The sequence below is a fragment of the Enterobacter sp. SGAir0187 genome (assembly GCF_002952735.2).
Classification (GTDB): domain Bacteria; phylum Pseudomonadota; class Gammaproteobacteria; order Enterobacterales; family Enterobacteriaceae; genus Enterobacter; species Enterobacter quasiroggenkampii.
Genome location: NZ_CP025034.2, coordinates 1,930,365 through 1,955,223, shown reverse-complemented (window position 1 = coordinate 1,955,223; position 24,859 = coordinate 1,930,365). Strand labels below are relative to the sequence as shown.

General features: G+C 58.9%; 25 protein-coding genes. 19 read left to right on the top strand and 6 right to left on the bottom strand.

Annotated features, from left to right (window positions below; genetic code table 11):
* Window positions 1-4 precede the first annotated feature (4 nt).
* The 5 genes from CWR52_RS09385 to CWR52_RS09365 all read left to right on the top strand — a co-directional run bounded on the left by CWR52_RS09385 (window position 5) and on the right by CWR52_RS09365 (window position 7,227).
* The gene (locus tag CWR52_RS09385) at window positions 5-691 is read left to right on the top strand and encodes a hydrolase (protein ID WP_028015361.1); all 687 of its coding nucleotides are present in this window, start codon (window positions 5-7) and stop codon (window positions 689-691) included.
* A gap of 61 nt (window positions 692-752) precedes the next feature.
* On the top strand, window positions 753-974 hold the full coding sequence (locus tag CWR52_RS09380; protein WP_024909508.1) for a DUF1427 family protein: 222 nt from the start codon (window positions 753-755) through the stop codon (window positions 972-974).
* A complete protein-coding gene (locus CWR52_RS09375; RefSeq protein WP_010427264.1) occupies window positions 971-1,231 on the top strand; it encodes a XapX domain-containing protein in 261 nt (86 codons plus the stop codon). Before CWR52_RS09380 ends, CWR52_RS09375 begins: the two co-directional genes overlap by 4 nt.
* Window positions 1,232-1,254: 23 nt before the next feature.
* A complete protein-coding gene (locus tag CWR52_RS09370) occupies window positions 1,255-1,635 on the top strand; it encodes a response regulator transcription factor (protein ID WP_104949492.1) in 381 nt (126 codons plus the stop codon).
* A gap of 9 nt (window positions 1,636-1,644) precedes the next feature.
* A complete protein-coding gene (locus CWR52_RS09365) occupies window positions 1,645-7,227 on the top strand; it encodes a trifunctional serine/threonine-protein kinase/ATP-binding protein/sensor histidine kinase (RefSeq protein ID WP_104949491.1) in 5,583 nt (1,860 codons plus the stop codon).
* 3 nt (window positions 7,228-7,230) lie between these two features.
* Here the strand turns inward: CWR52_RS09365 and CWR52_RS09360 are convergent, their stop codons facing one another.
* Window positions 7,231-7,848 (bottom strand): response regulator transcription factor, encoded by a 618-nt coding sequence (locus CWR52_RS09360; protein ID WP_104949490.1) that lies wholly within the window; start codon window positions 7,846-7,848, stop codon window positions 7,231-7,233.
* A 273-nt stretch (window positions 7,849-8,121) separates the two neighbouring features.
* On the opposite strand from CWR52_RS09360, the gene CWR52_RS09355 reads away from it, so the two are divergent.
* Window positions 8,122-8,724, top strand: coding sequence for an ATP-dependent Clp protease proteolytic subunit (locus tag CWR52_RS09355; protein ID WP_024909504.1), 603 nt, complete (start codon window positions 8,122-8,124; stop codon window positions 8,722-8,724).
* Window positions 8,725-8,859: 135 nt separating this feature from the next.
* Window positions 8,860-9,981 (top strand): cupin domain-containing protein, encoded by a 1,122-nt coding sequence (locus CWR52_RS09350; protein ID WP_104949489.1) that lies wholly within the window; start codon window positions 8,860-8,862, stop codon window positions 9,979-9,981.
* Window positions 9,982-10,042: 61 nt separating this feature from the next.
* Here the strand turns inward: CWR52_RS09350 and CWR52_RS09345 are convergent, their stop codons facing one another.
* Complete coding sequence (locus tag CWR52_RS09345) at window positions 10,043-11,461, bottom strand: PLP-dependent aminotransferase family protein (RefSeq protein ID WP_104949488.1); 1,419 nt, start codon at window positions 11,459-11,461, stop codon at window positions 10,043-10,045.
* Between the two features lie 176 nt (window positions 11,462-11,637).
* Between CWR52_RS09345 and CWR52_RS09340 the strand changes: the two genes are divergently transcribed.
* Window positions 11,638-11,799, top strand: a complete 162-nt coding sequence (locus tag CWR52_RS09340; protein WP_104949487.1) for a DUF1127 domain-containing protein — start codon at window positions 11,638-11,640, stop codon at window positions 11,797-11,799.
* 85 nt (window positions 11,800-11,884) lie between these two features.
* On the opposite strand, the gene CWR52_RS09335 is transcribed toward CWR52_RS09340, so the two are convergent.
* Window positions 11,885-13,273: a PLP-dependent aminotransferase family protein gene (locus tag CWR52_RS09335; RefSeq protein WP_104949486.1), complete on the bottom strand. Its 1,389-nt coding sequence runs from the start codon at window positions 13,271-13,273 to the stop codon at window positions 11,885-11,887.
* Between the two features lie 101 nt (window positions 13,274-13,374).
* Here CWR52_RS09335 and CWR52_RS09330 point away from each other — a divergent pair, with 101 nt between their 5' ends.
* The gene (locus CWR52_RS09330) at window positions 13,375-13,854 is read left to right on the top strand and encodes a carboxymuconolactone decarboxylase family protein (protein ID WP_014882392.1); all 480 of its coding nucleotides are present in this window, start codon (window positions 13,375-13,377) and stop codon (window positions 13,852-13,854) included.
* Here CWR52_RS09330 and CWR52_RS09325 read toward each other — a convergent pair.
* A complete protein-coding gene (locus tag CWR52_RS09325; protein WP_104949485.1) occupies window positions 13,841-14,743 on the bottom strand; it encodes a LysR family transcriptional regulator in 903 nt (300 codons plus the stop codon). The genes CWR52_RS09330 and CWR52_RS09325 overlap by 14 nt on opposite strands.
* Before the next feature lie 100 nt (window positions 14,744-14,843).
* Here CWR52_RS09325 and CWR52_RS09320 point away from each other — a divergent pair, with 100 nt between their 5' ends.
* The 7 genes from CWR52_RS09320 (at window position 14,844) to CWR52_RS09290 (ending at window position 20,978) form a co-directional block, all read left to right on the top strand.
* Complete coding sequence (locus tag CWR52_RS09320) at window positions 14,844-16,259, top strand: aldehyde dehydrogenase family protein (protein WP_104949484.1); 1,416 nt, start codon at window positions 14,844-14,846, stop codon at window positions 16,257-16,259.
* 151 nt (window positions 16,260-16,410) lie between these two features.
* Window positions 16,411-16,734 carry an antibiotic biosynthesis monooxygenase family protein gene (locus CWR52_RS09315; RefSeq protein ID WP_023618387.1) on the top strand — a complete coding sequence of 108 codons (324 nt, stop codon included), beginning with the start codon at window positions 16,411-16,413 and terminating at the stop codon, window positions 16,732-16,734.
* The gene (locus CWR52_RS09310) at window positions 16,727-17,104 is read left to right on the top strand and encodes an amino acid-binding protein (RefSeq protein ID WP_104949483.1); all 378 of its coding nucleotides are present in this window, start codon (window positions 16,727-16,729) and stop codon (window positions 17,102-17,104) included. The genes CWR52_RS09315 and CWR52_RS09310 overlap by 8 nt, the downstream gene beginning before the upstream one ends.
* The gene (locus CWR52_RS09305; protein WP_104949482.1) at window positions 17,097-17,792 is read left to right on the top strand and encodes an ArsR/SmtB family transcription factor; all 696 of its coding nucleotides are present in this window, start codon (window positions 17,097-17,099) and stop codon (window positions 17,790-17,792) included. Before CWR52_RS09310 ends, CWR52_RS09305 begins: the two co-directional genes overlap by 8 nt.
* 585 nt (window positions 17,793-18,377) lie before the next feature.
* Entirely contained in the window at window positions 18,378-18,848 is a 471-nt protein-coding gene (locus CWR52_RS09300; RefSeq protein ID WP_090419208.1) for a MarR family winged helix-turn-helix transcriptional regulator, read from the top strand.
* Window positions 18,845-19,912: an HlyD family secretion protein gene (locus CWR52_RS09295; RefSeq protein WP_104949480.1), complete on the top strand. Its 1,068-nt coding sequence runs from the start codon at window positions 18,845-18,847 to the stop codon at window positions 19,910-19,912. The genes CWR52_RS09300 and CWR52_RS09295 overlap by 4 nt, the downstream gene beginning before the upstream one ends.
* Complete coding sequence (locus CWR52_RS09290) at window positions 19,902-20,978, top strand: DUF2955 domain-containing protein (RefSeq protein WP_048028649.1); 1,077 nt, start codon at window positions 19,902-19,904, stop codon at window positions 20,976-20,978. The genes CWR52_RS09295 and CWR52_RS09290 overlap by 11 nt, the downstream gene beginning before the upstream one ends.
* On the opposite strand, the gene CWR52_RS09285 is transcribed toward CWR52_RS09290, so the two are convergent.
* Window positions 20,975-22,246 carry a DUF445 domain-containing protein gene (locus tag CWR52_RS09285; protein ID WP_104949479.1) on the bottom strand — a complete coding sequence of 424 codons (1,272 nt, stop codon included), beginning with the start codon at window positions 22,244-22,246 and terminating at the stop codon, window positions 20,975-20,977. The two genes, CWR52_RS09290 and CWR52_RS09285, sit on opposite strands and share 4 nt — an antisense overlap.
* A 242-nt stretch (window positions 22,247-22,488) precedes the next feature.
* Between CWR52_RS09285 and CWR52_RS09280 the strand changes: the two genes are divergently transcribed.
* From CWR52_RS09280 to tssD, 3 genes are read left to right on the top strand one after another with little or no spacing between them, the layout of a single operon-like run.
* Window positions 22,489-22,851, top strand: coding sequence for a tlde1 domain-containing protein (locus CWR52_RS09280; RefSeq protein WP_104949478.1), 363 nt, complete (start codon window positions 22,489-22,491; stop codon window positions 22,849-22,851).
* On the top strand, window positions 22,851-23,363 hold the full coding sequence (locus CWR52_RS09275; RefSeq protein WP_104949477.1) for a hypothetical protein: 513 nt from the start codon (window positions 22,851-22,853) through the stop codon (window positions 23,361-23,363). Before CWR52_RS09280 ends, CWR52_RS09275 begins: the two co-directional genes overlap by 1 nt.
* Window positions 23,364-23,855 carry a type VI secretion system tube protein TssD gene (gene tssD, locus CWR52_RS09270; RefSeq protein ID WP_047072552.1) on the top strand — a complete coding sequence of 164 codons (492 nt, stop codon included), beginning with the start codon at window positions 23,364-23,366 and terminating at the stop codon, window positions 23,853-23,855.
* A 59-nt stretch (window positions 23,856-23,914) separates the two neighbouring features.
* On the opposite strand, the gene CWR52_RS09265 is transcribed toward tssD, so the two are convergent.
* Window positions 23,915-24,847 (bottom strand): hypothetical protein, encoded by a 933-nt coding sequence (locus CWR52_RS09265; RefSeq protein ID WP_104949476.1) that lies wholly within the window; start codon window positions 24,845-24,847, stop codon window positions 23,915-23,917.
* Between the last annotated feature and the right edge of the window lie 12 nt (window positions 24,848-24,859).

The following is a 24,859-nucleotide window of genomic DNA, read 5'->3' as shown; positions in this document are numbered from 1 at the left end:
TGCTATGACCTCTTCAAAGCTCGAAGTGTTAACCCCTGCGAACTGTCAGGTAATCTTTATCGATCACCAGCCTCAGATGGCGTTTGGCGTGCAGTCGATTGACCGCCAGGTGCTGAAAAACAACACCGTGGCGCTGGCGAAAGCGGCTAAGGTGTTCAACATCCCGACCATCATCACCACCGTAGAGACCGAAAGCTTCTCCGGTAACACCTATCCTGAGCTGCTGGACGTGTTCCCGGGCCAGGACATTCTGGAGCGTACCTCCATGAACTCCTGGGACGACCAGAAAGTGCGCGACGCGCTGAAGGCCAACGGCAAGAAGAAGGTCGTGGTTGCCGGTCTGTGGACCGAAGTGTGCAACAACAGCTTTGCCCTGTGCGCAATGCTGGAAGGCGACTACGAAATTTATATGGTGGCGGACGCGTCCGGCGGCACCTCCAAAGAAGCCCACGACTTCGCGATGCAGCGCATGATCCAGGCAGGCGTGATCCCGGTGACCTGGCAGCAGGTGATGCTGGAGTGGCAGCGCGACTGGGCGCGTAAAGAGACCTACACCGCGGTGATGGACATCGTGCGCGAGCACTCCGGCGCGTACGGCATGGGCGTGGATTACGCCTACACCATGGTGCACAAAGCGCCGTCTCGCCAGAAGAGCGAGCACCGCACTTTAGCGCCGGTCCCGGCTCGCTAAGTCCCGTCGGCGGGCTGGCCCCTCATCCGGCTCGCCGCTGCCTCTTTCACTGGAGTTCACGATGAGTACTGGGCTGATATCCCTTGCGGCAGGCGTGTTGATTGGCCTGATGTATGCCGTGCTGAAGGTGCGCTCCCCCGCGCCGCCCGCGCTGGCGCTGATTGGCCTGCTGGGGATGCTGGCGGGTGAACAGGCGACGCGCCATCTCTTATCCCGCGACGGCGCCCCACCTCCTCAGGTGACCGTTCCGCAGGCGGCATCGCAGACGGGAGCGTCATCATGAAAGCATGGATAATTTCGCTGGTGTGCGGCGTGGTTGCTGGGGTAATTTACGCTCTGCTCGACGTCCATTCCCCGGCACCGCCGGTTGTCGCCCTGCTTGGCCTGTTCGGCATGCTGGTGGGCGAACAGCTCATCCCGGTGGGACGACGTTTACTGAGTCGCGAACCGCTCACCCTCGCCTGGTTTCGTCACGAATGCGTACCGAAAATCAGCGGCACGGCGCCCCCTGCGCCCGCGAAGGACGATCGCGACGTTTAATGACTGGTTAGAGGAATAACAGCATGACGCTGCCGTGGCGCATTGCCATCATTGATGACGAACGTTCCGTCCGCAGCGGGTTGAGTAATCTCCTGGAGTCGGAAGGCTATTCAACCGACACGTTTGATTCGGCAGAGGTATTTCTGAGCCATCCGCTTGCCCTGTCCGGCGCGGCGCTGGTGATCACCGATATCAAGCTCCGGGGCATGAGCGGCCTTGAGCTGTTTGACAAGCTGCGGCTGCTGGCCGTACCGCCGCCGCCCGTGCTCTTTATCTCCGGTCATGCTGATGAAAATATGCAGCGGTACGCTCTCGGTCTGGGCGCCGCTGCTTTTTTGCGTAAGCCGATTAACATCGATATTCTGCTGGATCATATTCAGCGGGAGCTGGCCCGCCGACGATAAGGATCGCGGATGAACGAACACGAGCAGCCTGCATTCTGGCCCGCCCAGGGAAATCTTCACCAGGGGCGGGTTTTTGTCCTTAAAGAGGATGTGATTTTTACCGTGCTGGCGCAGGAGGGCGGAATCGCCTGGATGCATGCGCGACATCCTCATTCCGGCGGCTCGTTCATTATCGCCACCGCGGTCAGCGACGAAGAGGAAGAGCGGGCCACCCGGCTGCTGAAAAACGAGTTTGCGCTGCGTGACGCGCTGCAGGATAGCTGGGCCATTCGCGCCGTCGCGTCCACCCAGTACCGGGGACGCTTCGCGCTGGTGTACGCCCCGTTTTCGTTTGAGCTGCTGGCGCGGCGCGCGGGCAGGGCGATCTCGGGCATCGCGCGCTTTATCGAGCTGGCGATCCAGATCTGCGTTCCTCTGCGCCAGATGCATCTGCAAAACCTGATCCACGGCGATATCAAGCCCGGCAATATTTTTGTTCATCACGATGCCACCTGCCGTCTGGGCAGCTTTGGCCTTTCATGCAGCCTCTCCGGCGCCTTCGCGCAGACCCGGCTTGCCGTTTCAGGCGGCACGCCGGCGTATATGTCCCCTGAGCACACCTCCCGCACCCAGCGCCCCGTCGATGGTCGCAGCGATCTCTACAGCCTCGGCGTGGTGCTGTATGAACTCCTGACCGGACGCCTGCCGTTTGAACTGGGGGAGGACGATCGGACCAACTGGGCGCATTACCATATTGCCTCGGCGCCGCTGGCCCCGGACGCGATACGCCCGGATGTGCCGGGAATGCTGTCGACCATCATCCTTAAGCTGCTGGAGAAGCACCCCGATAACCGCTACCAGACGGTTGACGGGCTGATTGCCGACCTCCGCCGCTGCCAGGCGACGTTGACCGGTGAGGGCGAGATCGTTGCCTTTACCCCCGGCCAGCAGGACCGCACCCCGGCTATTCTTCTGGCAGACTCGCTGTTCGCGACGCATCCGCAGGCGAATGACGTCATTGCCGCGTTTGAGAGGGTGGGGCAGAACCGCGTGCCGGAGCTGGTGACCATCGGCGGGCCGTCGGGGATCGGCAAATCCTCCATCATTGCGACGGCGTTAAAAACGCTCCAGCAGCGTACGGTGCTGCTGGCGGTGGGCAAAGTGGATCAGTTTTCACCGTCATTGCCCTACGGCGTATTAAGCTCCGCGTTCCGCCCCCTGACCCTGCACCTGCTGGGCCTGCCGGCAGACGAGGTGGCGAAGTGGAAAATCCGTCTTTCTCGCGCCCTGGAAGGACACGAGGCGCTGGCCGTGAGCCTCGTGCCCGAGCTGGGCCTCCTGCTTGAGCGCAAACCGCGCTTCCCGGCAGATACGTTTTCCATTGATGCCCGGGCGCGCTTCAGCCATATGGTGCTGGCGCTGGTGAAAACCTTTGCCTCGCAGGGCTGCCCGCTGGTGCTGGTACTCGACGATCTCCAGTGGAGCGACGCCGCCAGCCTGCATACGCTCAACTACCTGCTGGTGAACTGCGGCGCGATCCCGCTGCTGGTGGTGGTCGCTCACCGCGACATCGGTTCGTTGTCCGAACCCGCACTGCAACAGCAGCTGGCGAGCCTGCCGGAGGCGGCGCAGCACGCGAGCGAAATTGTCCCGCAGGCGCTGTCGGTCAAAACCGTGTCCCGCTGGCTGGGGACGGTGTTTCGTACCCGCAGCACGGCGACGACCGACCTCGCCACGCTGATCCATGAAAAGACCGGGGGCAACCCGCTCTTTGTACACGAGTTTTTCCGCCGCATCGTCGATGACGGGCTGGTGGTGCACAACAAATATCAGGACAAGTGGCACTACGATCTGCAGGCGATCCGCGCCCGGCATTACACCGAAAACGTCGTCACCCTGGTGCTGGAGAAGCTGGAAGAGTTGCCCGACGAGACGCGTCGCCTGCTGGGCAGCCTTGCCTGCCTCGGCGGCACGGGCGAAATGGAGATGATCTGCCGCGTGGTTGGTATATCGATGGCGGAAATGCGCTACGCGCTGCATCCGGCGGTCATGGCGCAGCTGATCGTGCTGACGGAGAAAGCGTACTCCTTCACCCACGACCGGGTGCAGGAGGCCGCCTTTGCGCTGCTGGATCGGCATGAGAAAAGCCATCTTCATCTGACCACCGCCAGCCTGCTGGCCGACGCCGCGCGGCAGGCGGCGGGGAACGAGCTGCTGTTTCGCGCCGTACATCACGTCACGGCCGCGCTGGACAGCATCCAGCCGGCCCCGCAGCGCCAGATGTTTCGCGAGCTGAGCCTGCTGGCCGCGCGACGCGCGAAACGTTCGGGTGATTACCTTTCGGCGCTGAGCTATATCCAGACTGCCCGAGCGCTGGGCAACGCCGGGACGGTGTCAGACTTTATGCTCGATATCGAAGAGGCGGGCTGCGAGTTTGCGCTGGGGCATCTGGCGCGCACCCGCGAGCTGTGTGACGCCATTCTCGGCTGCCCCGGCGGGCTGACCGAAAAGGCGCTGGCGGCCAATCTGCTGGTGGAAGTGTACATTCGCCAGTCGGACAGCCGCCTGGCGCTGGAGGCGGCGCTCTGCTGGCTGGGGATTTTCGGGATCCAGATTAGCCGCTATCCGGAAGATGCCGACTGCGACGAGGCCTGGGAACACTTCTGTAACCGCGCGGGCGACGCGCCGCAAACCCTGTTTGCCCCGCTCTCGCGGATGGATACCCCGGAAACCGAAGCGGTGATGAACCTGCTTTACAGCGCCAGCATTTGCGCCAGCTTCATCTGTCCGCGCCTGCACTTTTTACTGCTTTGCCGCATGATGCACCTGACGCTCGACCACGGCATTACCGGCGCCTCCACCACGGCGATGGCCTGGTTTGGCGTGCTGATGGGCCACCGCTACGCCGAGTACCGCCTCGGCTTCCAGTACGGCACCCTGGCCCGCGAACTGGTCAATCGCCACGGCTACGACGCATTCGAAGCTAAAACCCTGCTGCCGCTCGACCAGCTCAGCGTCTGGACCCAGCTTTTATCGTTTACCATCGAGTGCGCGAAGGCCTGCTTTACCTCGGCGGTGACCCACGGGGATATGACGATGGCCTGCTTTGCGGCCTGCCACCAGGTGATTAACTTCCTCTCCCGGGGCGATCACCTGGACGGGGTGCTGACCAGCATCGATCGCGGCCTGGCGTTCGTGCGTAAAACCCACTTCCAGGACGTGGAGACCATTTTGATGGTCCAGCGCGGCTACGTTGAGTTCCTGCGCACGCCGGTTATCGGCACCTGGACCGCATCGCAGGTGCTGCCGGAGGCGCTGCTGCCCGCGTCGCCGGAGCAGGCGCCGGAGCAGACCTCCACCATGCTGTTCTGGTACTGGCTCTACCGCGGCATGGCCCACTTTACCTGCGGCGAGTATGCCGACGCACAGGCGGATCTGGAGATGGCGGGGTGGTACGCGTGGTCTGCGCCGGGGCACATCCATCTGCTGGACTACCATCTCTACAGCGCGCTGGCGCTGTCACGTCAGCTGACGCCGGAGACCTTCTCGGCGAACCACCGCCGCAGCATTCACGCCCACTACGACAAAATCGCCCTCTGGGCGCGTATTAATCCCGGCACGTTCGCGGATAAAGAGGCGCTGATCTACGCCGAAATCGTGCGTCTGGACGGGATGAACAGCATTGCGCTTGAGCAATATGAGAAGGCGGTCCGGCTCTCCCGCGAGGGCGGGTTTAATCCGATTAATGCCCTGGCCCACGAGCTGGCGGGCCGCTTTGCGCTGGCCTGCGGCTACCCAACCGCCTCGGACGCACACTTCCGCGGCGCAATTGCCGCCTGGGGCCGGGCGGGCGCGCAGGCCAAGGTGCGCCAGCTGGAGCAGGATTTCCCGCATCTGCTGGCCTCCGGGCAGGCGAGTGCCTATGACACGGTGGCGTTCGCCCAGAACGAGACCATCCGCGATCTGCAGAGCGTCATCAAAGCCTCCCGCGCGCTGTCGGAAGAGATCAATCTTGAGCGCTTAATCGAAAACATGATGACGATCCTCCTCGAACGCGCCGGGGCGCAGCGCGGCCTGCTGCTTCGCGTGAGCGATAACCTGATCCCGGAAATCGAGGCCAGCGCCTGGACCAGCACCGACGGCGTGCGGGTGCGGATCCTGAAAGACGTGCCGACGGCGACCGACATGCCCCTGTCGGTGCTGGCGGCGGTGATCCGCACCGGGCAGGAGATCCGCACCGGTAAGCCGGAGGAGTTTCACCCCTTCAGTCAGGATCCCTATCTGGTGACCTCGGGGGCGGCCGTCATGTGCGTCCCGATGTTCAAACAGGCGCGGCTGGTGGGCGTGCTCTACCTGGAAAACCGCCTGATGCCGGAAGTCTTCACCGCCGAGCATTCTCGCGTGGTCAGCCTGCTGGGCGCACAGGCAGCGGTATCCCTGGAGACGGCGCGGCTCTATGCCGAGCTGCTGGCGGAGAACATCCAGCGCCGTCGGGTGGAAAAAGAGCTGCGCGCCAGCCAGACCTCGCTGATGCTGGGCGAGCAGATCAGCCACACCGGCAGCTGGCGCTGGGAGCTGGAGCAGGATCTGATGTTTGTCTCGGAGGAGTACGCCCGCATCCTCGGCCTGCCCGAGCAGCAAAAGATGATCTCCATGGCGGAGTTTTTGACCTTCGTTCACGAAGACGACTACGCCCGCATCAGCACCATCGTCACGCAGAGCGTGCGCGAAGGGCTCTCCATGCGCGCGGAGTTTCGGGTCAAGCGTACCGACGGTTCAACGCGCTATATCCTCGGCATTGGCGATCCGGTGGGCGTGGGCAGCGAGGTGAACGAGTATTACGGCATCATCACCGATATCACCAGCCAGCGCGCCGCGGAGGATGCCATGCGGGTGGCGCAGGCGGATCTGGCGAGGGTGTCCCGCGCCACCACCGTCGGGCAGCTGACCTCCTCCATCGCCCACGAGATCAACCAGCCGCTGATGTCGATCGTCTCTAACGCCGGAGCGAGCCTGCGCTGGCTCAGCCGGGAGCCGGCCCGGCTGGATAAAGTGCGGGAAGGGCTGGAAGAGATCGCCGCGGAAGGCGCGCGGGCGGGGGAGATCATTCGCAGCATCCAGTCCCTGACGCGCAAGCAGGATCCCACCTTCTCGCGCATCGATCTGCACTATCTGATCCACCATATCATCGCGCTCTCCCGCAGCGAGCTGGAGCAGCGACACATTAGCGTTGATTACCTGTTGAAGGCGCAGGACAGCTTTATCACCGGCGATAGCGTGCAGATCCAGCAGGTGCTGCTTAACCTGGTGATGAACGCCGTTGAGGCGATGGCCGAGGTGAAGGATCGCGCCTGCACTATCACCCTCAGCACCAGCAACGCGGACGGGAAAGCGATCGTTGAGATCGCCGATACCGGGAGCGGCATTGAGCCCGAGCGGCTGGAGCAGATTTTTGACTCGTTCTACTCCACCAAGCCACAGGGGATGGGGATGGGGCTGACCATCAGCGCCAGCATCATTGAGCGACACTGCGGGAAGCTGAGTGCGCGCCGCCGGGAGCCTTACGGCACGGTGTTTGCCTTTGCGCTGCCGCTGGCGGCGCAGGAAGGGTAAACGTTACTCCGCGGGCTGGCTTTTGGTCAGGCGCTCAACGGCCCTGACCAGCTCGGCAACCGAGCGCACCTGCATTTTCTCCATCACGCGGCGACGGTGCACCTTCACCGTGATCTCACTGACGCCCAGCTCGGCGGCAATTTGCTTGTTCAGCATGCCGCTTATCGCCAGCGTGAGCACCTCGTGTTCGCGCGGCGTGAGGGAGAGATGGCGCTGCTTCAGGGCGTAGTGCTCTTTATTGCGCTCGGCGTTGTTCTCCGCCAGCTGCAGCGCGGACTCAATGGCGTCGATGAGCGCGGTGGATTCGACGGGTTTGGTAAGAAATTCGTAAGCGCCGCCTTTGATGGCGCGCACCGACATCGGAATGGTGCCGTGGCCGGTGAGAAAAATAATCGGGATCTCGCGCCCGCTGTCCTTGAGGGCATCTGCTACATCAAAACCGGAGATGGTGGGCATCTGCATATCGAGGACCACGCACGAAGGGAGCTCTTCAAAGCGGTGCTGAAGAAACGCTTCTGCCGATGAAAAGCCGATGGCGTCTAAATCCGCAGATTCCAGCAAGCCGAGAACGGACTGCCTGACCGCGTCGTCGTCGTCAACCACATACACAATGTGTTCCATTCACCGCCCCGGTGCTGATTTAAAAGAATGGAAACAGCCCCAACGGTGAGGTAAGAGACTGTTTATGCTGCCTTTCATCTTAACACATTAACTATCATTATCATTTAACAATATGATAACCGTATGAAGAGGAAGTATAGCGAGCCGTGGCCGACTGGTGTACGGTTTGCCCGGGTCGTCTTCATCATTGTTTTCGCGCTTTGTCTCTGAGGACTTTACCCCGTAAAACAGGCTACACTCTGGTTTTGAGCGCTAAATGCTGAGGACATAACAATGCACTACACACTGAAAGAGAGCGACAAGGAAAAAGCGGAAGGTTCAAACGGCGCGGGCGCTCTGCAGCAAAAACTGCTGGAGTCTCGTTCGATTGTGATCTCCGGTGAGATCAACCAGGAGCTGGCGCAGAAAGTGATCACCCAGATGATCCTGCTGCAAAGCGTCAGCAACGATCCGATCAAGCTGTACATCAACAGCCAGGGCGGTCACGTGGAAGCGGGCGATACCATCCACGACTTCATCAAATTCATCCGCCCGGAAGTCCACGTCATTGGCACCGGCTGGGTGGCGAGCGCCGGGATCACCATCTTCCTGGCCGCGAAAAAAGAGCACCGCTACTCGCTGCCAAATACCCGCTTTATGATCCACCAGCCGCTGGGCGGCGTGCGCGGTCAGGCGACGGATATTGAGATCGAAGCGCGCGAGATCATCCGCATGCTGGATCGCGTGAACAAGCTGATCGCCGATGCCACCGGCCAGCCGCTGGAAAAAGTGAAAAAAGACACTGACCGCAACTTCTGGATGTCCCCGGCGGAAGCGCTGGACTACGGTATCGTGGGTAAACTGATTACCCACTATGACGAGCTGAAGCTGGATTAAGTTTTCGCGGCGTGTTTGTGTCGGGTGGCGGCTTCGCCTTACCCGACCTACACGTGCTGGTTTGACCCATGACAAGTTCCCCCTCTGCCTTCTTGCCTATAATCGCGCCTGTTTCCCTTCTCACTGGTGCTACCCATGGCGTATCAACTGAACCTGAACTGGCCGGAATTTCTTGAGAAATACTGGCAAAAGCAACCCGTTGTGCTGAAAAATGCCTTCCCGAATTTTGTCGACCCGATTACCCCGGACGAGCTGGCGGGTCTGGCAATGGAGCCGGAGGTCGATAGCCGTCTGGTGAGCCATTTCAACGGTAAATGGCAGGCCAGCAATGGTCCGTTTGAGCACTTTGACGATCTGGGCGAAACCGGCTGGTCGCTGCTGGCGCAGGCGGTGAACCACTGGCATATGCCCGCCGCGGAGCTGGTGCGTCCGTTCCGCGTCCTGCCGGACTGGCGTCTGGACGATCTGATGATCTCCTTCTCCGTGCCGGGCGGCGGCGTGGGTCCGCATATCGATCAGTACGACGTGTTTATCATTCAGGGGATGGGCAGCCGCCGCTGGCGCGTGGGCGACAAGCTGCCGATGCGTCAGTTCTGCCCGCATCCGGCGCTGCTGCACGTGGATCCGTTCGAGCCGATCATCGACGAAGATCTGGCCCCGGGCGATATCCTCTACATTCCACCAGGATTCCCGCACGACGGCTTTACCCATGAAACGGCGCTCAACTACTCCGTCGGCTTCCGTGGGCCAAACGGTCGCGATCTGATCAGCAGCTTCGCCGACTACGCGCTGGAAAACGATCTGGGCGGCGAGCACTACAGCGATCCGGATCTGACCTGCCGCGAACATCCTGGCCGCGTCGAGCAGTACGAGCTGGATCGCATTCGTCAGATGATGATCGACATGATTAGCAAGCCGGATGATTTCACAAAATGGTTCGGCAGTTTTGTCTCCACGCCGCGCCACGAGCTGGATATCGCCGCCGCCGAACCGCCGTACGCGCCGGAAGAGGTGCTGGACGCGCTGCAGGGCGGCGAAACGCTGTCTCGCCTGAGCGGCCTGCGCGTGCTGAACATCAACGGCAGCTTCTTCATCAACAGCGAACAGCTGGAGACGGTAGACGCGAAGGCGGCAGATGCGCTGTGCCGCTACACCGAACTCGGTCAGACCGAGCTGGGCGATGCGCTGAAAAACCCGGCGTTTGTTGAGGAGCTCACCGGGCTGATTAACCAGGGATACTGGTACTTCGACGAGTAGTGCTGCCCGGTTTTCTCCCTCTCCCTGTGGGAGAGGGCTGGGGTGAGGGCATCAGGCCGCTCTAGCCCTCCTCCATCGCAATCACAATCGCCTCTCCCATCTTCTTCAACGCCTCGCGATTCTTCTCCGTCGGTGGCAGCGCCACGTTGATCCGCAGGCAGTTGCGGTACTTCCCGGAGGCGGAAAACAGCGACCCGGCCGCGGCCTGGATTTTCAGCCGGCACAGCTGCTTGCTGACGCACACCATATCGACCTTCTCCGGCAGCTCAATCCACAGCAGGAAGCTCCCCTGCGGGCGCGTGACGCAAATCTCTGCCGGAAAATACTGCCGCACCCAGCAGGTGTAGGTTTCCATATTCTGCTGATAAATCTGGCGCATACGGCGAACGTGACGATGGTAATGACCGTCGCGAATAAACGCCGCCACCGCCATCTGCGTGCCCGGCACGTTAAATCCGCCGGCGGCGTATTTCATGTGCATCACCCGGTCGTAGTAGCGTCCCGGCACAATCCAGCCGACGCGCAGGCCCGGCGCCACGGTTTTGGTAAACGAGCTGCAGAGGATCACGCGGCCGTCGATATCCATGGAATGAATGGTGCGCGGGCGCGGGTACTCCGCCGCCAGCTCGCCGTAAATATCATCCTCGACAATCACGATATCGTGCCGCTGGGCGAGGGCCAGCACCTGCTTTTTCCGCGTCTCCGGCATGATAAACCCGAGCGGATTATTGCAGTTGGGCACCAGGATCACCGCCTTGATCGGCCACTGCTCCATTGCCAGCTCTAACGCTTCGATGCTGATCCCGGTCTCGGGATCGGTAGGAATTTCAATTGCCTTGATGTCAAACCCGCGCAGCATCTGCATGGTGCCGTGAAACGACGGCGATTCCACCGCCACGATATCCCCCGGTTTACACACCGAGAGCAGGGCGATAGACAGCGCGCCGTGGCAGCCGTTGGTAATGACAATGTCGCTTGCCGAGACGGTGGAGCCGCCGTCGAGCATCAGGCGGGCGATCTGCTCGCGCAGCTCCAGGCGCCCGTCGAGCACGTCATAGCTCAGCATCTCGCCGGGGTTATGCTGCGCGATGCGGCTCATCTCGCGCCACAGGGGCTTCAGGCTCGGCTGGTTAATGTCCGGCGAACCGCCGCCAAAGGAGATCATCTCTTTGTCGGCGCGGGCGTCCAGCAGCATCATCACCTCATCCCACTGGGTAACGTCCACGGGGCGCTGCACCGGGCGCGTCATCGCCGGGACGGGCGGCTGGGCTTTGCGCGGTGAGACAAAATAGCCGGATCGCGGTTGAGGCGTGATCAACTGGAGGTTTTCGAGGATCTGGTAGGCCTGCTGTATGGTGCTGATGCTCACGCCGTGCTCCTGGCTCAGCGTGCGCACCGACGGCAGACGTTCGCCGCTGCGATACAGCCCTTGCTCAATGCGTTCAGCCAGAAGATTGGCCAGATGTTGGTAGCGTGTCATGCTGTATCCTTTGTTTTCACCATACAGATTATAAAACCAGTACAGATTGCTGCGAAAATTGCCATGCAGATACTGTTTTAGCGGATCTGTATGTTAAACAAAAGGTGTTTTTGCATCTGTATTGCACGGGTGTATTTCCGGGATGATAACCCCACTGACACAGTGAGGAGAGCATCATGGAATTCTACGAGAATCGTTCAAAACGTCCGTTTATTGTGTTCGTCTGGATCGGGAAAACGATCTGCAACTGGTATCGCATCAACCGCACCCGCCGCATATTGAGCCAGATGAGCGACGAGCAGCTCAAGGACGTTGGGTTGTCGCGGCATGATGTGTGAGGTATTTATCGCCCGGTGGCGCTTCGCTTACCGGACCTACGGGATCGAGTAGGCCGGGTAAGGCGAAGCCGCCACCCGGCGATGTTTAGCGCAACAGCGTAAACGTCTGCCATTTCGGCCTTTCCAGCAATTCCAGCGCCTCCTGATACGACCGCACGTTGTTATAGCCCATCACCAGCCCGTAGCGCTTCCCGGAACCGCGGTACCACTCCGAAAGCGCATTGACCTGGAGCTGCTGTTCCTGCCAGCAGCGCGCCACTTCCCGGTCACGGCTTCCTTTGGTCAGGAACGCCACGATATGCATCCCACCGTCGTTTTGCTCGGTGAAAAACAGATCGCCATACACCTCCTGCAGGGCGGCAATCATCCAGTCGCGGCGGGTCTGATACAGCGCGCGCATCTTTTTCAGATGACGGAAAAAATGCCCTTCGTTGAGAAATGCGGTGAGGATCTTTTGCGTCAGCACCGGCTGGCCGCTGGTGGTGATGTCTGCGCAGTCGGTAAAGGCGCCGACGGTACTGGCGGGCATCACCACGTAGCCCATGCGCAGCGACGGCATAATGGTTTTACTGAAGGTGCCCATAAAGATCACCCGGTCGTGATGGTCGAGGCTTTTCAGCGACGGCAGCACCTTGCGGGTGTAGTGAAACTCTCCGTCGTAATCGTCTTCAATAATCCACGCCGCGTTCTGGCTGGCCCAGTCGAGCAGCTGCTGTTTACGCGGCAGGGAGAGCGTCACCGCCAGCGGGCTCTGGTGCGACGGGGTGACGATGGCAAAACGGGCGTCGCTATGGTGACGAAGCAGGTATTCCGTGTCGATGCCGCTGCGATCGACCGGCACCGTGTGAAGCCGCGGCACGATCCGCTTCAGCAGCTGCTGGCCCATAAAATAGCCCGGATCCTCAAACACCACCTTGTCGCTGCGGCTGGCGAGGGTATCGAGGATCAGCCGCAGGCTGCCGCTGTAGCCGCTGGTGATCAGCACCTGTTCGGCGCTGCAGGACAACCCACGCGAGATATTGAGGTAGCTGGCGATGGCCTGGCGCAGTGGATACCACCCCAGAACGGGCGGGTTGAGCATCTCCTCCTGTCGCATAGCCCGCGTCGCCTGGCCCGCCAGCAGCAGCCACTTTTTATACGGGAAGCTGTCGAGGGCGGGGATGCCGGGACGCAGAAACCCGGCCCGCTCGCGCTGGCTGATGAGCGAGGCCGGAAGCGCTCCGGTAGGCTGCTCCGCAGGGGCAGTCTTATCCGGCAGCAGTAAATCCGGGTTAACCCGCGTGCCGCGCGCGCCCTGGCTCACCAGATACCCTTCACCCGTCAATATGGCGTACGCCGTTTCGACGGTTTTACGCGCCACCTTCAGCTCTTCCGCCAGCACGCGGATGGCTGGCACCCTGTCGCCCGGCTTCAGCACGCCGCGCGTGATGTTGTCGCGATAGCGGGAATAAATCTCGTGATAGCCCGGCTTCATGTCCTACCTCGTTTCACGCTTTTTGTATCTTTTTACTATGTCATGAACGGCGTAGATTTGCCTCATCGCATGACATATGCCGCACAAAAAGAGGAAAGACCATGAGCACTCGCGTCAACCACCATAAAGTTACACCTGCCCTCGCCAACGCCCTGTCCGCTCTGAGTATGGAGGTGGCAAAAACCTCCATCGACCCGGCGCTGAAGCACCTGATCGACATTCGCGTGTCGCAGCTGAACGGCTGTACGTTCTGTCTGGATATGCACTCAAAAGAGGCCAAAATCGCCGGCGAGCGCGAACTGCGCCTGTACCATCTGGCGGCCTGGCGCGAGTCTCCGCTGTTCAGCGCCCGCGAGAAAGCGGCGCTGGCGTTCACCGAAGCGCTGACCCAGATTGGCGTTCACGGGGTGAGTGACGCGCTGTACCGCAGCGTGGCGGAGCACTTCTCTGACGTGGAGATTTCAGAGCTGAACTTCGCCATCGTGGCGATCAACGCCTGGAACCGTCTGGGGATCACCTCCCGCATGGCGCCCGGTTCGCTGGATGCGGCGTACGGGCTGAATAAGGCTAACCTGGAATAATCCCGCGCTCGCGGACCATCGCCACCAGCGCCCGCAGTCCTGGCGGAACGTGGCGATGGCCTGGGTAATACAGGCGCAGCCCGGCAAACGGCTGCGCCCAGTCGTTTAAGACGCTCACCAGCTCCCCGCTTTTCAGCTCGTCCCGAATATAGAGTTCCGGTAAAAATCCCACCCCTAATCCCGCTTTCACGGCGCGGATCGAGGCAAAAAGATCGGACGTCGCAAAGCGCGGCGGCACGGCAAGCGCGTACGTTTCCCCCCGACGGGCCAGCTCCCAGCGGTAGATCCCACCGTGAGCCATACGCATGCCGATCCCCTGATGTGAAAGCAGATCGTCCGGCGTCTCGGGTATGCCGTGACGTGCAAAATACGCCGGCGTGGCGGTGACGAGCTGGCGGATCTCACCGGTCAGCGGCACGGCGATCATGTCCTGCGGCACGGACTCTTCGAGGCGGATCCCTGCGTCATAGCCTTCGGCAACGATGTCGATCATCCTTGCTTCACTCACCGTTTCCACGCGCATTTTCGGGTAGCGGATCATGTAGTCGATCAGCAGTTGGTCCAGAAACAGCGTGCCGATATGGTTTGGCACGTTCAGACGCAGCGTGCCGGCGGGTTCTCCGGTGTCGCTGTGGATCTCTTCACTGGCGAGACGGATCTCCTGCAGGGCGGGGCCGATACGCGCCACGTAGCGCTGTCCGGCGTCGGTAAGCGCCACGCTGCGGGTGGTGCGGTTGAAAAGTCGCGTCTCAAGGCGGCTCTCCAGCCCGGCGATGGCGTTGCTGACCGCCGTGGCGGACATCCCCAGCTCCTGCGCTGCGCCGCGAAAGCTGCCGCGTCGCACCACCGCTATCACCACTTCCAGCTCTGTCAGACCTGAACGATGCATAGATTATCCTGAAAATCGAAACAACCCTTGCAGCATAGCGTGGATTATCGCAACGGAGAAGCCATGCCAGACTGGTCTTACACAGCCTGAGGAGGGTTATATGCACACTATCGAACAGATCTTTATTAACGGCGCGTTTGTTACCCCGCACGGTACCGAACGGTTTGATTTGTACAACCCGGCGACGGCGCGGGTCATCGGCCAGGTTCGTCTGGCGGATGAGGTCGACGCAGCGCGCGCCATTGCGGCGGCGAAAGCGGCGTTTCCGGCGTGGTCGCAGACCACAAAGCAGGAACGCATCGCGGCGCTAAAACGTATGCACGCCGCCGTGGCCGCCCGTCACGACGATCTGCTGGAAGCGGTCATTGAAGAGTACGGTGCGCCCGCCTCGCGCTCGGCATGGATGGCAAGCTATCCGGCAGAGGTGATTGCGCAGGCCATCGAGGCGCTGGAGGCGTTTGAGTTTGTCACCCCCGCAGGTGCCGCAACGGTGCAGATGACGCCGCTCGGCGTGGCCGGGCTGATTACGCCGTGGAACAGCGACGCGGGGTTTATCTGCGGCAAGCTGGCGGCCGCGCTCGCCGCAGGCTGCACGGCGGTGATCAAGCCGAGTGAAATGAGCGCCCTGCAAACCCGGATCGTCACTGAAGCGCTGCGCGATGCTGAATTACCGCCAGGGGTATTTAATATCGTCACCGGGCGCGGCGAGACGGTAGGTGAAACCATTAGCCGCCATCAGGACGTGGCAAAAATCTCGTTTACCGGTTCGACGCATACCGGCAAGGCGATCCTGCGCAACGCGGCGGAAAGCTTTAAGCGCGTGACGCTGGAGTTAGGCGGGAAATCGCCGACGATCCTGCTGGATGACGTGGATCTGGCGCAGGCGATCCCGCTGGTAATTCAGGCCGGGTTTATGAACAGCGGGCAGGCGTGCGTGGCCGGGACGCGCATTCTGGTGCCTTACTCGCGTAAGGCGGAGATCGAAACCGCGCTGGCGCAGGCCGTGGCGGCGGTGAAATCCGGCGACCCGCGCAACAGTGCGACAGACGTCGGCCCGATGGTCAGCGAGAAGCAGTGGCAGCGGGTGCAGGGCTATATCCGTAAAGGCCTCGAAGAGGGGGCACGCCTGCTGGCGGGCGGTGAAGGTCGGCCGGAAGGCACGCAGGACGGCTGGTTCGTGCGTCCGACGCTGTTTGCCGACGTGAACAACCGGATGACCATTGCCCGCGACGAGATTTTCGGTCCGGTGCTGTGCGTGATCCCCTATCGTGACGAGGCGGAGGCGATCGCCATTGCCAACGACACCGACTACGGCCTGAGCGCGATGGTGCTGGGCGGCGATGTGGACCGCGCACGACGCGTGGCGCAGCAGATTGTTTCCGGTCGCGTGCTGGTGAACACCCTGGCCCATGAACCGAAAGCGCCGTTCGGTGGCTTCAGGCACTCCGGTTTGGGACGCGAGATGGGCGAGTGGGGAATTCGGGCGTTTATGGAGCCGAGGTCGATGGTGGGCTAAAACCTGCCCGGTGGCGCAGCGCTTACCGGGCCTACCTGAGCCGTAGGCCGGATAAGCGCAGCGCCATCCGGCACAATACTTCGCTCCTTGCCGAAGCATTGTGCTTTTCCCTCCTGCATTCTCTCCCCAACATCACAACGGAGAGAAAACCATGATCGCAGTCCTTTTCGAAGCCAAAGCCGCGCCTGCCCATCAGGCGCGCTATCTTCAGCTTGCCGCCGAACTCAAGCCTTTGCTGGCGGACATCGACGGCTTTATTGATATCGAACGGTTTCAGAGCCTGACCACCGACGGCAAAATCCTCTCCCTTTCCTGGTGGCGTGATGAAGAGGCCGTCCGCCGCTGGAAGCAGAACGTGTTTCATCAGGCGGCGCAGGCCGAAGGGCGTGAGTCAATTTTTGCGTACTACCGCATTCGGGTAGCGCAGGTCGTGCGGGAATATACCTCTGAAACCGGAGGGCATGCCGATGTATGACGTTCATGTCATTTTTCGCGATATCCCGGGTGAACTGGCGCGCTTTGGACAGCTGCTGGGCCGCAGCGGCGTGGGGCTGGAGGGCGGTGGCGTATTTGGTACACATGCCCATTTCCTGGTGGAAGACGGGGAAAAAGCGCGACGCGTGCTGCTCGACGCCGGGTTTACCGTGCAGGCGGTGCGACAGCCGGTGATCAGAAAGCTTAAGCAGGAACGCCCTGGCGAGCTGGGCGAGATCGCAGCGGCGCTGGCGGCACGCGGTGTGTCTATCCTGACTCAGTACAGCGACCATGCGAATCACCTTATTCTGCTGACGGATGATGATAAGCTGGCCGCAGAGATCACCGAACCCTGGGCGGCCCATGCTTAAGACGAGTTTACCCCCTGATAACAGCGCGATGCTGGAAAAGGCGATTGCCGCGGTGGCGGCAGCAATGGCCGATCCGTCGCGCGTGAAGATGCTCTGTGCGCTAATGGACGGACGGGCGTGGACGGCCACCGAACTGAGCGCGGCGGCAGATGTCGCACCGTCGACCGCCAGCGGGCATCTCGCCCGACTGCTTGAAGGGCAACTGATAACCTGCCTGTCGCAAGGGCGGCATCGCTATTATCGCCTTGCCGGGCACGACGTGGCGGCGCTGGTGGAGCAGATGATGGGGCTTTCGTGGAGCCGCATTACCCCGCCGGAAACCACCGCACCGCAAGCCATGCGTGAAGCCCGGACCTGCTACGACCATCTCGCAGGCGCGGTGGCGGTGCAGATCTATGATTTCATGCAGACGGAAGGCTGGCTGGAGGCTGACGGTTCAGCGTTGACACTCTATGGCCGGGAGCAGTTCCTGACGCTCGGCATTTCGTTAAGCGCGCATCCGCGCCGGAAGGCCTGCTGCGCCTGCCTGGACTGGAGCGAGCGGCGGTTTCACCTCGGAGGCGAAGCTGGCGCGGCGCTGCTTATTCATCTGGAAAGCAAAGGGTGGATCCAGCGGGTGGCGGGGTACAGGGAGGTGGTTGTGACGACATCGGGAAAAAGTGCCGTCAGGAGACATTTTAGCCGCTAAACTTCACTGCGGGCTGGGGCCCTCACCCCGACCCTCTCCCACAGGGCTGAGGGATCCCCAGTAATTTTTTTCCTGAAGCGATGAACATTGCTTCAGAGAAATGAATAACTTACAGCGATGTCCAGGTCCGGCTGTAAATCGCTGAGGCGTTTCCTGTAGGCCGGGGCGAGGCGCATGGATGCGCCGAGAGGGCGGGCTTTACAGGGACGTTACCTCCGCCCGTCCCCGAAAAGCCGGAAGGAATAAGCCGAAGGCACCGCGAAGCGGCGATTTACCGCCGGGAGCCCGGGTCGCCAGGGCGGTGGCGATTGAGCCGCCCTGGCACGTTCACCGGCCATGTCCTTACAGAGTAGCAAGGAACATAAAGTGAACGGAATGACCACCAGAGCCGTATGTTCCCCCTCACCCCAGCCCTCTCCCTCAAGGGAGAGGGGGTCGTCCGTGCTGGTATTATTTTGTGGGGATCCCTCAGCCCACAGGGAGAGGGAGAACACCCTTTTCGCAATTCCTGCGCTTTCGCCTCTCGTTTCTTGATAGTTACCCTGATAACTATTATCTTGACCGTGTGTGACGAGAGGTTTCCCCATGAGTGAAGAAGAACTGTTCTGCCGCAGACCGATGGGCATGCGGATGGCGATGATTGTGCGCCAGTGGCGTGCCGTCATCGACGAGGCCATTCTCGATACCGGGCTAACCCAGTCGAGCTGGACGGTGATGATGCAGCTTCATCAGCTCGGGGATAACGTCTCAATGAGTGAGCTGGCGGAGGTGCAGGGCATTGAACTGCCGCCGCTGATGCGCACCCTGACACAGCTGGAAAAGCAGGGATACCTGCTGCGCGCCGTATCGCCTTATGACAAGCGCATCCGGCTTCTGACGCTGACGTCTGAGGGAAAAGCCCTGTTACAAAGGCTCACTCAGGTGATTGAGACGTATCAGGCGCGCGTATCGCAAAACATCGCGCCGGAACATCTCGACATTTTCAGCGCCACGTTGAATCAAATCGCCTGCAATTTGCGGACAATCCGCGAAGAAGATAACAAGACCGAAAAATAATGACCCCTGAACAAAAGTTTGCCCGCTGGGTAAGGGTGAGTATTGCCTCTTTCCTGCTGATGTTTGTCTACTTTATCGTCGCGGATATCTGGATCCCGCTGACGCCGGACTCCACCGTGATGCGCGTGGTGACGCCGGTGTCTCCGCGCGTCTCCGGCTACGTGGCGGCGGTGCATGTGCACAACAACAGCCTGGTGAAGAGAGGCGATCTGCTGTTTGAGCTCGATGACACGCCGTTTCGCAATAAGGTGGAAGCGGCGCAAATCGCGCTCGAGCAGGCACGCCTGTCCAACGAACAGCTGGATGCGCAGATCGCCGCCGCGCAGGCCAGTCTGAAAACCGCCGTGCTGACCGCACGTAACGACAAAGTGACCTTTGACCGCTACCAGAAGCTGAGCACGCTGCAGAACGTCTCGCAGGCGGATCTGGATAAAGTCCGCACCACCTGGCAGAGCAGCGAACAGTCCGTCAGTTCCATTCAGGCCAACATCCAGAACCTGCGTATCCAGCGCGGCGAGCGGGACGAGCACCGCAACGTGACGCTGCAAAAATACCGTAACGCGCTGGATGAAGCAGAGCTGAATCTCGGCTGGACGAAGGTCTACGCCCAGGCGGACGGTACGATCAGTAACCTGCAGTTGAGCCCCGGCTTCTATGCTTCATCCGGTTCCGCCGCGCTGGCGCTGGTGAACAACCAGACCGATATCGTGGCCGATTTCCGTGAGAAGAGCCTGCGCCATACCCATCAGGGCACTGATGCGGCCGTGGTGTTTGACGCCTTCCCGGGACACGTTTTCCGCGCCCACGTCACCAGCAGCGACGCGGGGATCCTGGCAGGTCAGGAGGCCGTTAACGGCCAGCTCTCCGAGCCGGAAACCTCTAACCGCTGGGTGCGCGACGCTCAGCGCATGCGCATTCACGTGACGTTGGACGAGGCGCTGCCGAAGCATCTGCCGACCGGCGCCCGCGCGACCGTGCAGCTCTACAACAGCGAAGGGCCGTTTGCGCGCTTCTTCTCCGGGATGCAGATCCACCTGGTAAGCCTGCTTCACTATGTCTATTAGTACCCTGGCGCGGGTCTTTACCCCGCACGGCAACATCGTCTACACGGCAAACGACTTTCGCCAGACCCTGCGCATCGTCTTTGCCGGGATGATTGCGCTCAGCATCTCCAGTTTCTACAACACCAGCTACGGCGTCTTTTTCGTGGTCTATCCGATCATGCTGCTCTCGCTGGTGCCGGTGTTTAACCGCCACGTGGCGAAGCAGTTTATCTTCAGCGCATCGCTCAACTGCGTTGAAATGGTGATTATCATCGGCTATCTGTCGCAATGGCCGATCATCATGACGCTGGTGGTGTTTGCCCTGTACGTGATGCGCTTTCGCTTTATGAGTAAAGGCCCGCTGTTTCTGTTCGGTTCGATGGGCGTGGTGTGCCAGAGCGTGATGCTCAACTTTATGAGCTACCCCACCACCAACTGGCACACGCTGCTGTTTTCCAACATCGAAGCGAGCGTAATGGCGGTGTGCCTGAGTGCGCTGATGAACTATCTTCTGCCGGACGTGGAGCCCCGCAAGCCGCCCCCGCTGATTGAGAAAGACGACGCCCGTGTGCGCCACGAGTCGCTGCTCTCCGGCACCGTCGCGACGCTGATATTCGTCGTTTTTCAGATCAGCGACTTAAGCGATTCGCTTTCGGCGCTGATGGCAGGGATTTTGATCCTGTTCCCGATGCACTATCGCGGCGCGGTGATGAGCTCCATCTGGCGCGTGGTCGGCGTGGTGCTGGGCTGTCTCTATATTCTGGTGGTGCAGCTGATCCTCTACGATCACAGCAGCCATATGCTGCTGATGATGCCGCTGATCGGCCTTGGGCTGGCGTTTGGTGCGCGACTCCACGTGATGGAGAAGGTGGGGGCGGGCGTGGGCTTCTCCAGCATTACCACCATCGGGATAATGTTCGGGCAGAACATGCACCCGGACACTGACCTGGTGTTCAGCGATCTCTACCGCATCACCTCCGTGACCTTTTCGCTGGTCGCAACGCTGACGATGGTCTTTCTGGTGCACCTGATTCTGAACCGTTTCGAGGCGACGCGCTACGTCATCGCGCCGCCCAAAGCGGATTAATGTCCCAGCACGGCAGGCAGCTGCGAGAGTAAAAACAGGATCAGGCCAATCGTCCCGCCCACCAGCGTACCGTTGACGCGGATGAACTGCAGGTCTTTGCCGATGTTCAGCTCAATCTGGCGGGACATGTCTTTGGCGTCCCAGCTTTTGACCGTGTCGCTGATGTGGCGCGTCAGGAACGCGGCAAAATCCGGCGCGAGGCGGTGCGCGGCCTGCTCCAGATGCTCGTTCAGCGAGGCCTGCAGGTTCGCGTCGTTCGTCAGCGTTTCACCGAACCACAGCCCGGCGTTGGCGATGCGCTGCTTCACGCGCGAGTCCTCACTCTGCATATCCGCCTTCAGCCACTGGCGCAGGTCAGCCCACATCTCGCCCAGATAGCGATTAAACGCCTCATCGTTTTTCAGGTAATGCTTGATGTTGTCGGCTTTGGCGGCCATCTCCGGATCGTTTTTCAGGTTGTCGATAAGCTTCAGCGTGGCGCGGTCAAACGCCTGGCGGATCTGGTGCGTGCGGTCATGGCTGATATCGTCCAGCAGCGTGTTCACCGCGTTTGACACCATCTCCGCGCTTTGATCGCCCAGCCACTCGGTGGGCAGCACCATCGCCTTGCGGGGATGCTCGGTTTTGAGCCAGTGGACGATCTGGTCGGCGATAAAGTCCCGCGTGCTTTCCCGCTGAATCAGGGTAATCAGTCGGTTGATGATGGTGTCCAGCAGCACCTGATGGCGGTTGTTTTTGGTCATGCTCTCCAGCATCGCGGCGCTGGTTTCAGTGAAGTCGACCTTGTCGATGGCCTTATGCACAGCGCGTTTGAGCAGGCGCTGAATGCGCCCGTCGTCGGTGAGTTCGAGAAAACCGCTCATCACCTGCATCAGATGCAGCCCGACGCGCTGGGCGTTGTCGGGCTTGCTGAACCAGGCGCCAATCATCTGTGCGGGCTCATAGCGGCGGATCAACGCCACCAGCGACTGGGTATCCAGAAATTTTTCCTGCACGAACTGGCCGAGATTGTCGCCGATCCGGTCTTTATTTCGCGGGATGATCGCCGTATGGCGGGAGATAAAGGGAATCGGCACCCGGCGGAACAGCGCGACGACCGCAAACCAGTCCGCCAGCGCGCCGACCATTGCCGCCTCGGCAATGGCCTTGACGCCGCGCACCCAGAAGGTCTGCGGCAGGAACAGGGTGGTGATAAAGGCCGCGGCGGCAACCAGCAGCAGCGACAGCGCCAGCAGCTTGGCGCGTTTGAGTTCAGCTATTTTTTCCATGGGTTAAGGATAGAGGCAAGTGAACCAAAAGTGCAAAACTGGTGTAAGGGGAGAGACGCATTTTCTGCCTGACACTTGGCTTTTATATAAAAATTATATAAATCAAAATTATCTATTATTAATTTTTCTATATTTTTTGTGCTTATTTATTTTCGGGCGTAATGTTTTGTGACCGTCGTAGTCATTTTAACGCTCCTGTTAGCCATAAGATAAAGGACTATTTATGAAAGGAGACGGTATCGATGACATGGGAGTATAAAGTTTCGACGGGGGTATTGAGCCATAATGGTGTGTTTTTCGCTAGTTGCTACAGCGGTGCGGGTGAATCGAAAGATAAGCCAGAGTGTGAAAGTCAACGAAACAGAGGCCCCATTCCCAGAGGTATTTATTTTATTGCCGGGTGGAATAATCATAAAAGTGCTGAGGCCATTATTCTTGAGCCTATAGCGGGGACCAATACCTTTGGTAGAGAGCATTTTCAAATTCATGGTGATAAAAAAGGCCAGCCGCCAGGTTCTGCATCAGCAGGTTGCATCATTATGAACGGTCAGGACAAACGTCATATGATTTATGATTCGGGTGATACAATTCTGGTGGTGCGATAATGAAGTACATTATTGCGCTATTCTTCTTGTGTTTACCGATGGGTTTGTTTGCCAAAAACCACACTCCTGAACAGCTCTTGCAGATGATAAACGGCAAAGGCGCCATGTCTGTTGTAGCGGAGCTGGATTCAAATGATACGGGTGAGTCGGAATGGTGGAATCATGTCATACCAGAGATAAGTAAAGGAGCTCAGGCATGGTTAGCCGTGGCGAGTGCCCTTGAACCCGGAGTGGACGCCAGTACGGCTGAAGATTTAAAGGCGGCGCTTTCTGAAGCCATCCCACATAACCCTGAAGGTGTCTTAGCAATCTTAAAAGACGATAAACCGTTACTCACTGTTGAACAAATTTGCGCGTTTGCGAATTTCCCCGAAACCGAGGCAGAGAGTAATAAACTTGTTGTGGATTCTATCAGGGAGATGTTCAAAATAAAAAGCCCGCAGGGTAAAAGATGTCTCGCCGTTATGATCTCAACTGTTGAACACTCTGTTCCATTCGATAAGGATATGTAAATGGCCATTCCGGGATATATGTCATTAACTGACGATGCGGGTAATAGCATAAAAGGCAGCGTGAAAGTTAAAGACCGTGAAAACCAGATTGAGGTTTTAGGGCTCTATCATAACGTAAGCTATAATTCTGACCTGCATAATGGCAGAGCATTGAGCAAACGCCAGCATCGTCCCTTTCTGATTGAGAAGGAAATTGATGCCTCCAGCGTTTTTCTCTATAAAGCACTCAGCACGGGCGGTACGTTCAGGAAAGCGACTATCGACCTGTACAGAATCAATGATGCCGGTCAGGAAGAGATCTATTTCACAATAACGCTGGAAGCGGTGAAGGTCGTCACGGTGTTTTCATTAATGCATGACGTGAAAGAGACTTACCATGAAAAACAGGGTCATCTTGAGCTTGTTTTGCTTCGTTATGAAAAGATTACCTGGCATTACCGTGACGGTAACGTTATTCACTCGGATGACTGGGATTATCGGTTAGGGGCCTGATTAACTGGCAACGGGAGATTCATTATTTCCCGTTGCCAGAGTGCAATATCTACTGTATTTCAATCTGTTAACCGTGTAATTTGTTTTTTGTTAAATATAATAAAGTTTAAATTCTTATAAATTTTCCCTTCACCCCAGGGGTTTGTTGTTGGGCGTACTTTACCGACAACAATAATCTCGTCTTTTGGTTCGAGGTTTTCAAAAAAGGTAGCATCGTTACAAGTTAAACCAGGTGCGAAAAACTCTTTGCTTTTATCCTCATGCTCCAGTGTGCATACCTCTCCTTTGAGGGAGAAGAAATTATTCCTTTCATTATTAATGTATTCTCGCGCTTTTTTAACCGTTATAAGAATTGCGACAGGATGAGTGATTTTTGCGGCCTTTTTAAAAAGAGTGGGATAACGGTCTTCATCATAGAAAAAGTCATTCCAGCTAATTTTCTTGCCGTTATAATCTATCTTTACCAGGTCAGATAGTGTTTTCTTATCGCTGCTTTCCTCTATTTTTGCTCTGATTTTAGCAATGCCTGCAGCCGTGTTAAAGTAATCAGCGAGACGCTTTTCTGTTTTCTTATATCTAATTCGTTTGCGTGCTTTCTCTTCCGGATCGGCTTCTTCCTCTGGTGTAAAACTGACTTTTCTTAGTTCGGCACTGGCTTCAATAAGGACGTTCATTCGGAATATAAATGCTGAATCCTGCGCTTCGAGGAGAAGTTTTCCGTCTTCAACATTTTGTGAATGAGCGACAAGAGAAGTGATTGCTGATTTGACGCTGTTTTTACAATTGAAACTATGTTCCTCATTCTTCTGTAAACGTAAAAACGCTGAAATATTCTTGCCGTTACGCTTGTGCGGCTTAACCCAACTGATTTTAGCGGGGCAGAACTCACATATCAGCCTGTCTCTTTCACTCTCTTTAATATCTGCTACAGGAATATGAGAGTGTATATTGCGCGCATCACGCGCGTAAAACATTTTTAATCCTTCGGCCATGATATGCTCCTC

Bases quoted from the DNA above. Each gene is read 5' to 3' on its own strand.
- CWR52_RS09385 (WP_028015361.1), top strand. From the start codon at position 5: ATGACCTCTTCAAAGCTCGAAGTGTTAACCCCTGCGAACTGTCAGGTA.
- CWR52_RS09380 (WP_024909508.1), top strand. From the start codon at position 753: ATGAGTACTGGGCTGATATCCCTTGCGGCAGGCGTGTTGATTGGCCTG.
- CWR52_RS09375 (WP_010427264.1), top strand. From the start codon at position 971: ATGAAAGCATGGATAATTTCGCTGGTGTGCGGCGTGGTTGCTGGGGTA.
- CWR52_RS09370 (WP_104949492.1), top strand. From the start codon at position 1,255: ATGACGCTGCCGTGGCGCATTGCCATCATTGATGACGAACGTTCCGTC.
- CWR52_RS09365 (WP_104949491.1), top strand. From the start codon at position 1,645: ATGAACGAACACGAGCAGCCTGCATTCTGGCCCGCCCAGGGAAATCTT.
- CWR52_RS09360 (WP_104949490.1), bottom strand. From the start codon at position 7,848: ATGGAACACATTGTGTATGTGGTTGACGACGACGACGCGGTCAGGCAG.
- CWR52_RS09355 (WP_024909504.1), top strand. From the start codon at position 8,122: ATGCACTACACACTGAAAGAGAGCGACAAGGAAAAAGCGGAAGGTTCA.
- CWR52_RS09350 (WP_104949489.1), top strand. From the start codon at position 8,860: ATGGCGTATCAACTGAACCTGAACTGGCCGGAATTTCTTGAGAAATAC.
- CWR52_RS09345 (WP_104949488.1), bottom strand. From the start codon at position 11,461: ATGACACGCTACCAACATCTGGCCAATCTTCTGGCTGAACGCATTGAG.
- CWR52_RS09340 (WP_104949487.1), top strand. From the start codon at position 11,638: ATGGAATTCTACGAGAATCGTTCAAAACGTCCGTTTATTGTGTTCGTC.
- CWR52_RS09335 (WP_104949486.1), bottom strand. From the start codon at position 13,273: ATGAAGCCGGGCTATCACGAGATTTATTCCCGCTATCGCGACAACATC.
- CWR52_RS09330 (WP_014882392.1), top strand. From the start codon at position 13,375: ATGAGCACTCGCGTCAACCACCATAAAGTTACACCTGCCCTCGCCAAC.
- CWR52_RS09325 (WP_104949485.1), bottom strand. From the start codon at position 14,743: ATGCATCGTTCAGGTCTGACAGAGCTGGAAGTGGTGATAGCGGTGGTG.
- CWR52_RS09320 (WP_104949484.1), top strand. From the start codon at position 14,844: ATGCACACTATCGAACAGATCTTTATTAACGGCGCGTTTGTTACCCCG.
- CWR52_RS09315 (WP_023618387.1), top strand. From the start codon at position 16,411: ATGATCGCAGTCCTTTTCGAAGCCAAAGCCGCGCCTGCCCATCAGGCG.
- CWR52_RS09310 (WP_104949483.1), top strand. From the start codon at position 16,727: ATGTATGACGTTCATGTCATTTTTCGCGATATCCCGGGTGAACTGGCG.
- CWR52_RS09305 (WP_104949482.1), top strand. From the start codon at position 17,097: ATGCTTAAGACGAGTTTACCCCCTGATAACAGCGCGATGCTGGAAAAG.
- CWR52_RS09300 (WP_090419208.1), top strand. From the start codon at position 18,378: ATGAGTGAAGAAGAACTGTTCTGCCGCAGACCGATGGGCATGCGGATG.
- CWR52_RS09290 (WP_048028649.1), top strand. From the start codon at position 19,902: ATGTCTATTAGTACCCTGGCGCGGGTCTTTACCCCGCACGGCAACATC.
- CWR52_RS09285 (WP_104949479.1), bottom strand. From the start codon at position 22,246: ATGGAAAAAATAGCTGAACTCAAACGCGCCAAGCTGCTGGCGCTGTCG.
- CWR52_RS09280 (WP_104949478.1), top strand. From the start codon at position 22,489: ATGACATGGGAGTATAAAGTTTCGACGGGGGTATTGAGCCATAATGGT.
- CWR52_RS09275 (WP_104949477.1), top strand. From the start codon at position 22,851: ATGAAGTACATTATTGCGCTATTCTTCTTGTGTTTACCGATGGGTTTG.
- tssD (WP_047072552.1), top strand. From the start codon at position 23,364: ATGGCCATTCCGGGATATATGTCATTAACTGACGATGCGGGTAATAGC.
- CWR52_RS09265 (WP_104949476.1), bottom strand. From the start codon at position 24,847: ATGGCCGAAGGATTAAAAATGTTTTACGCGCGTGATGCGCGCAATATA.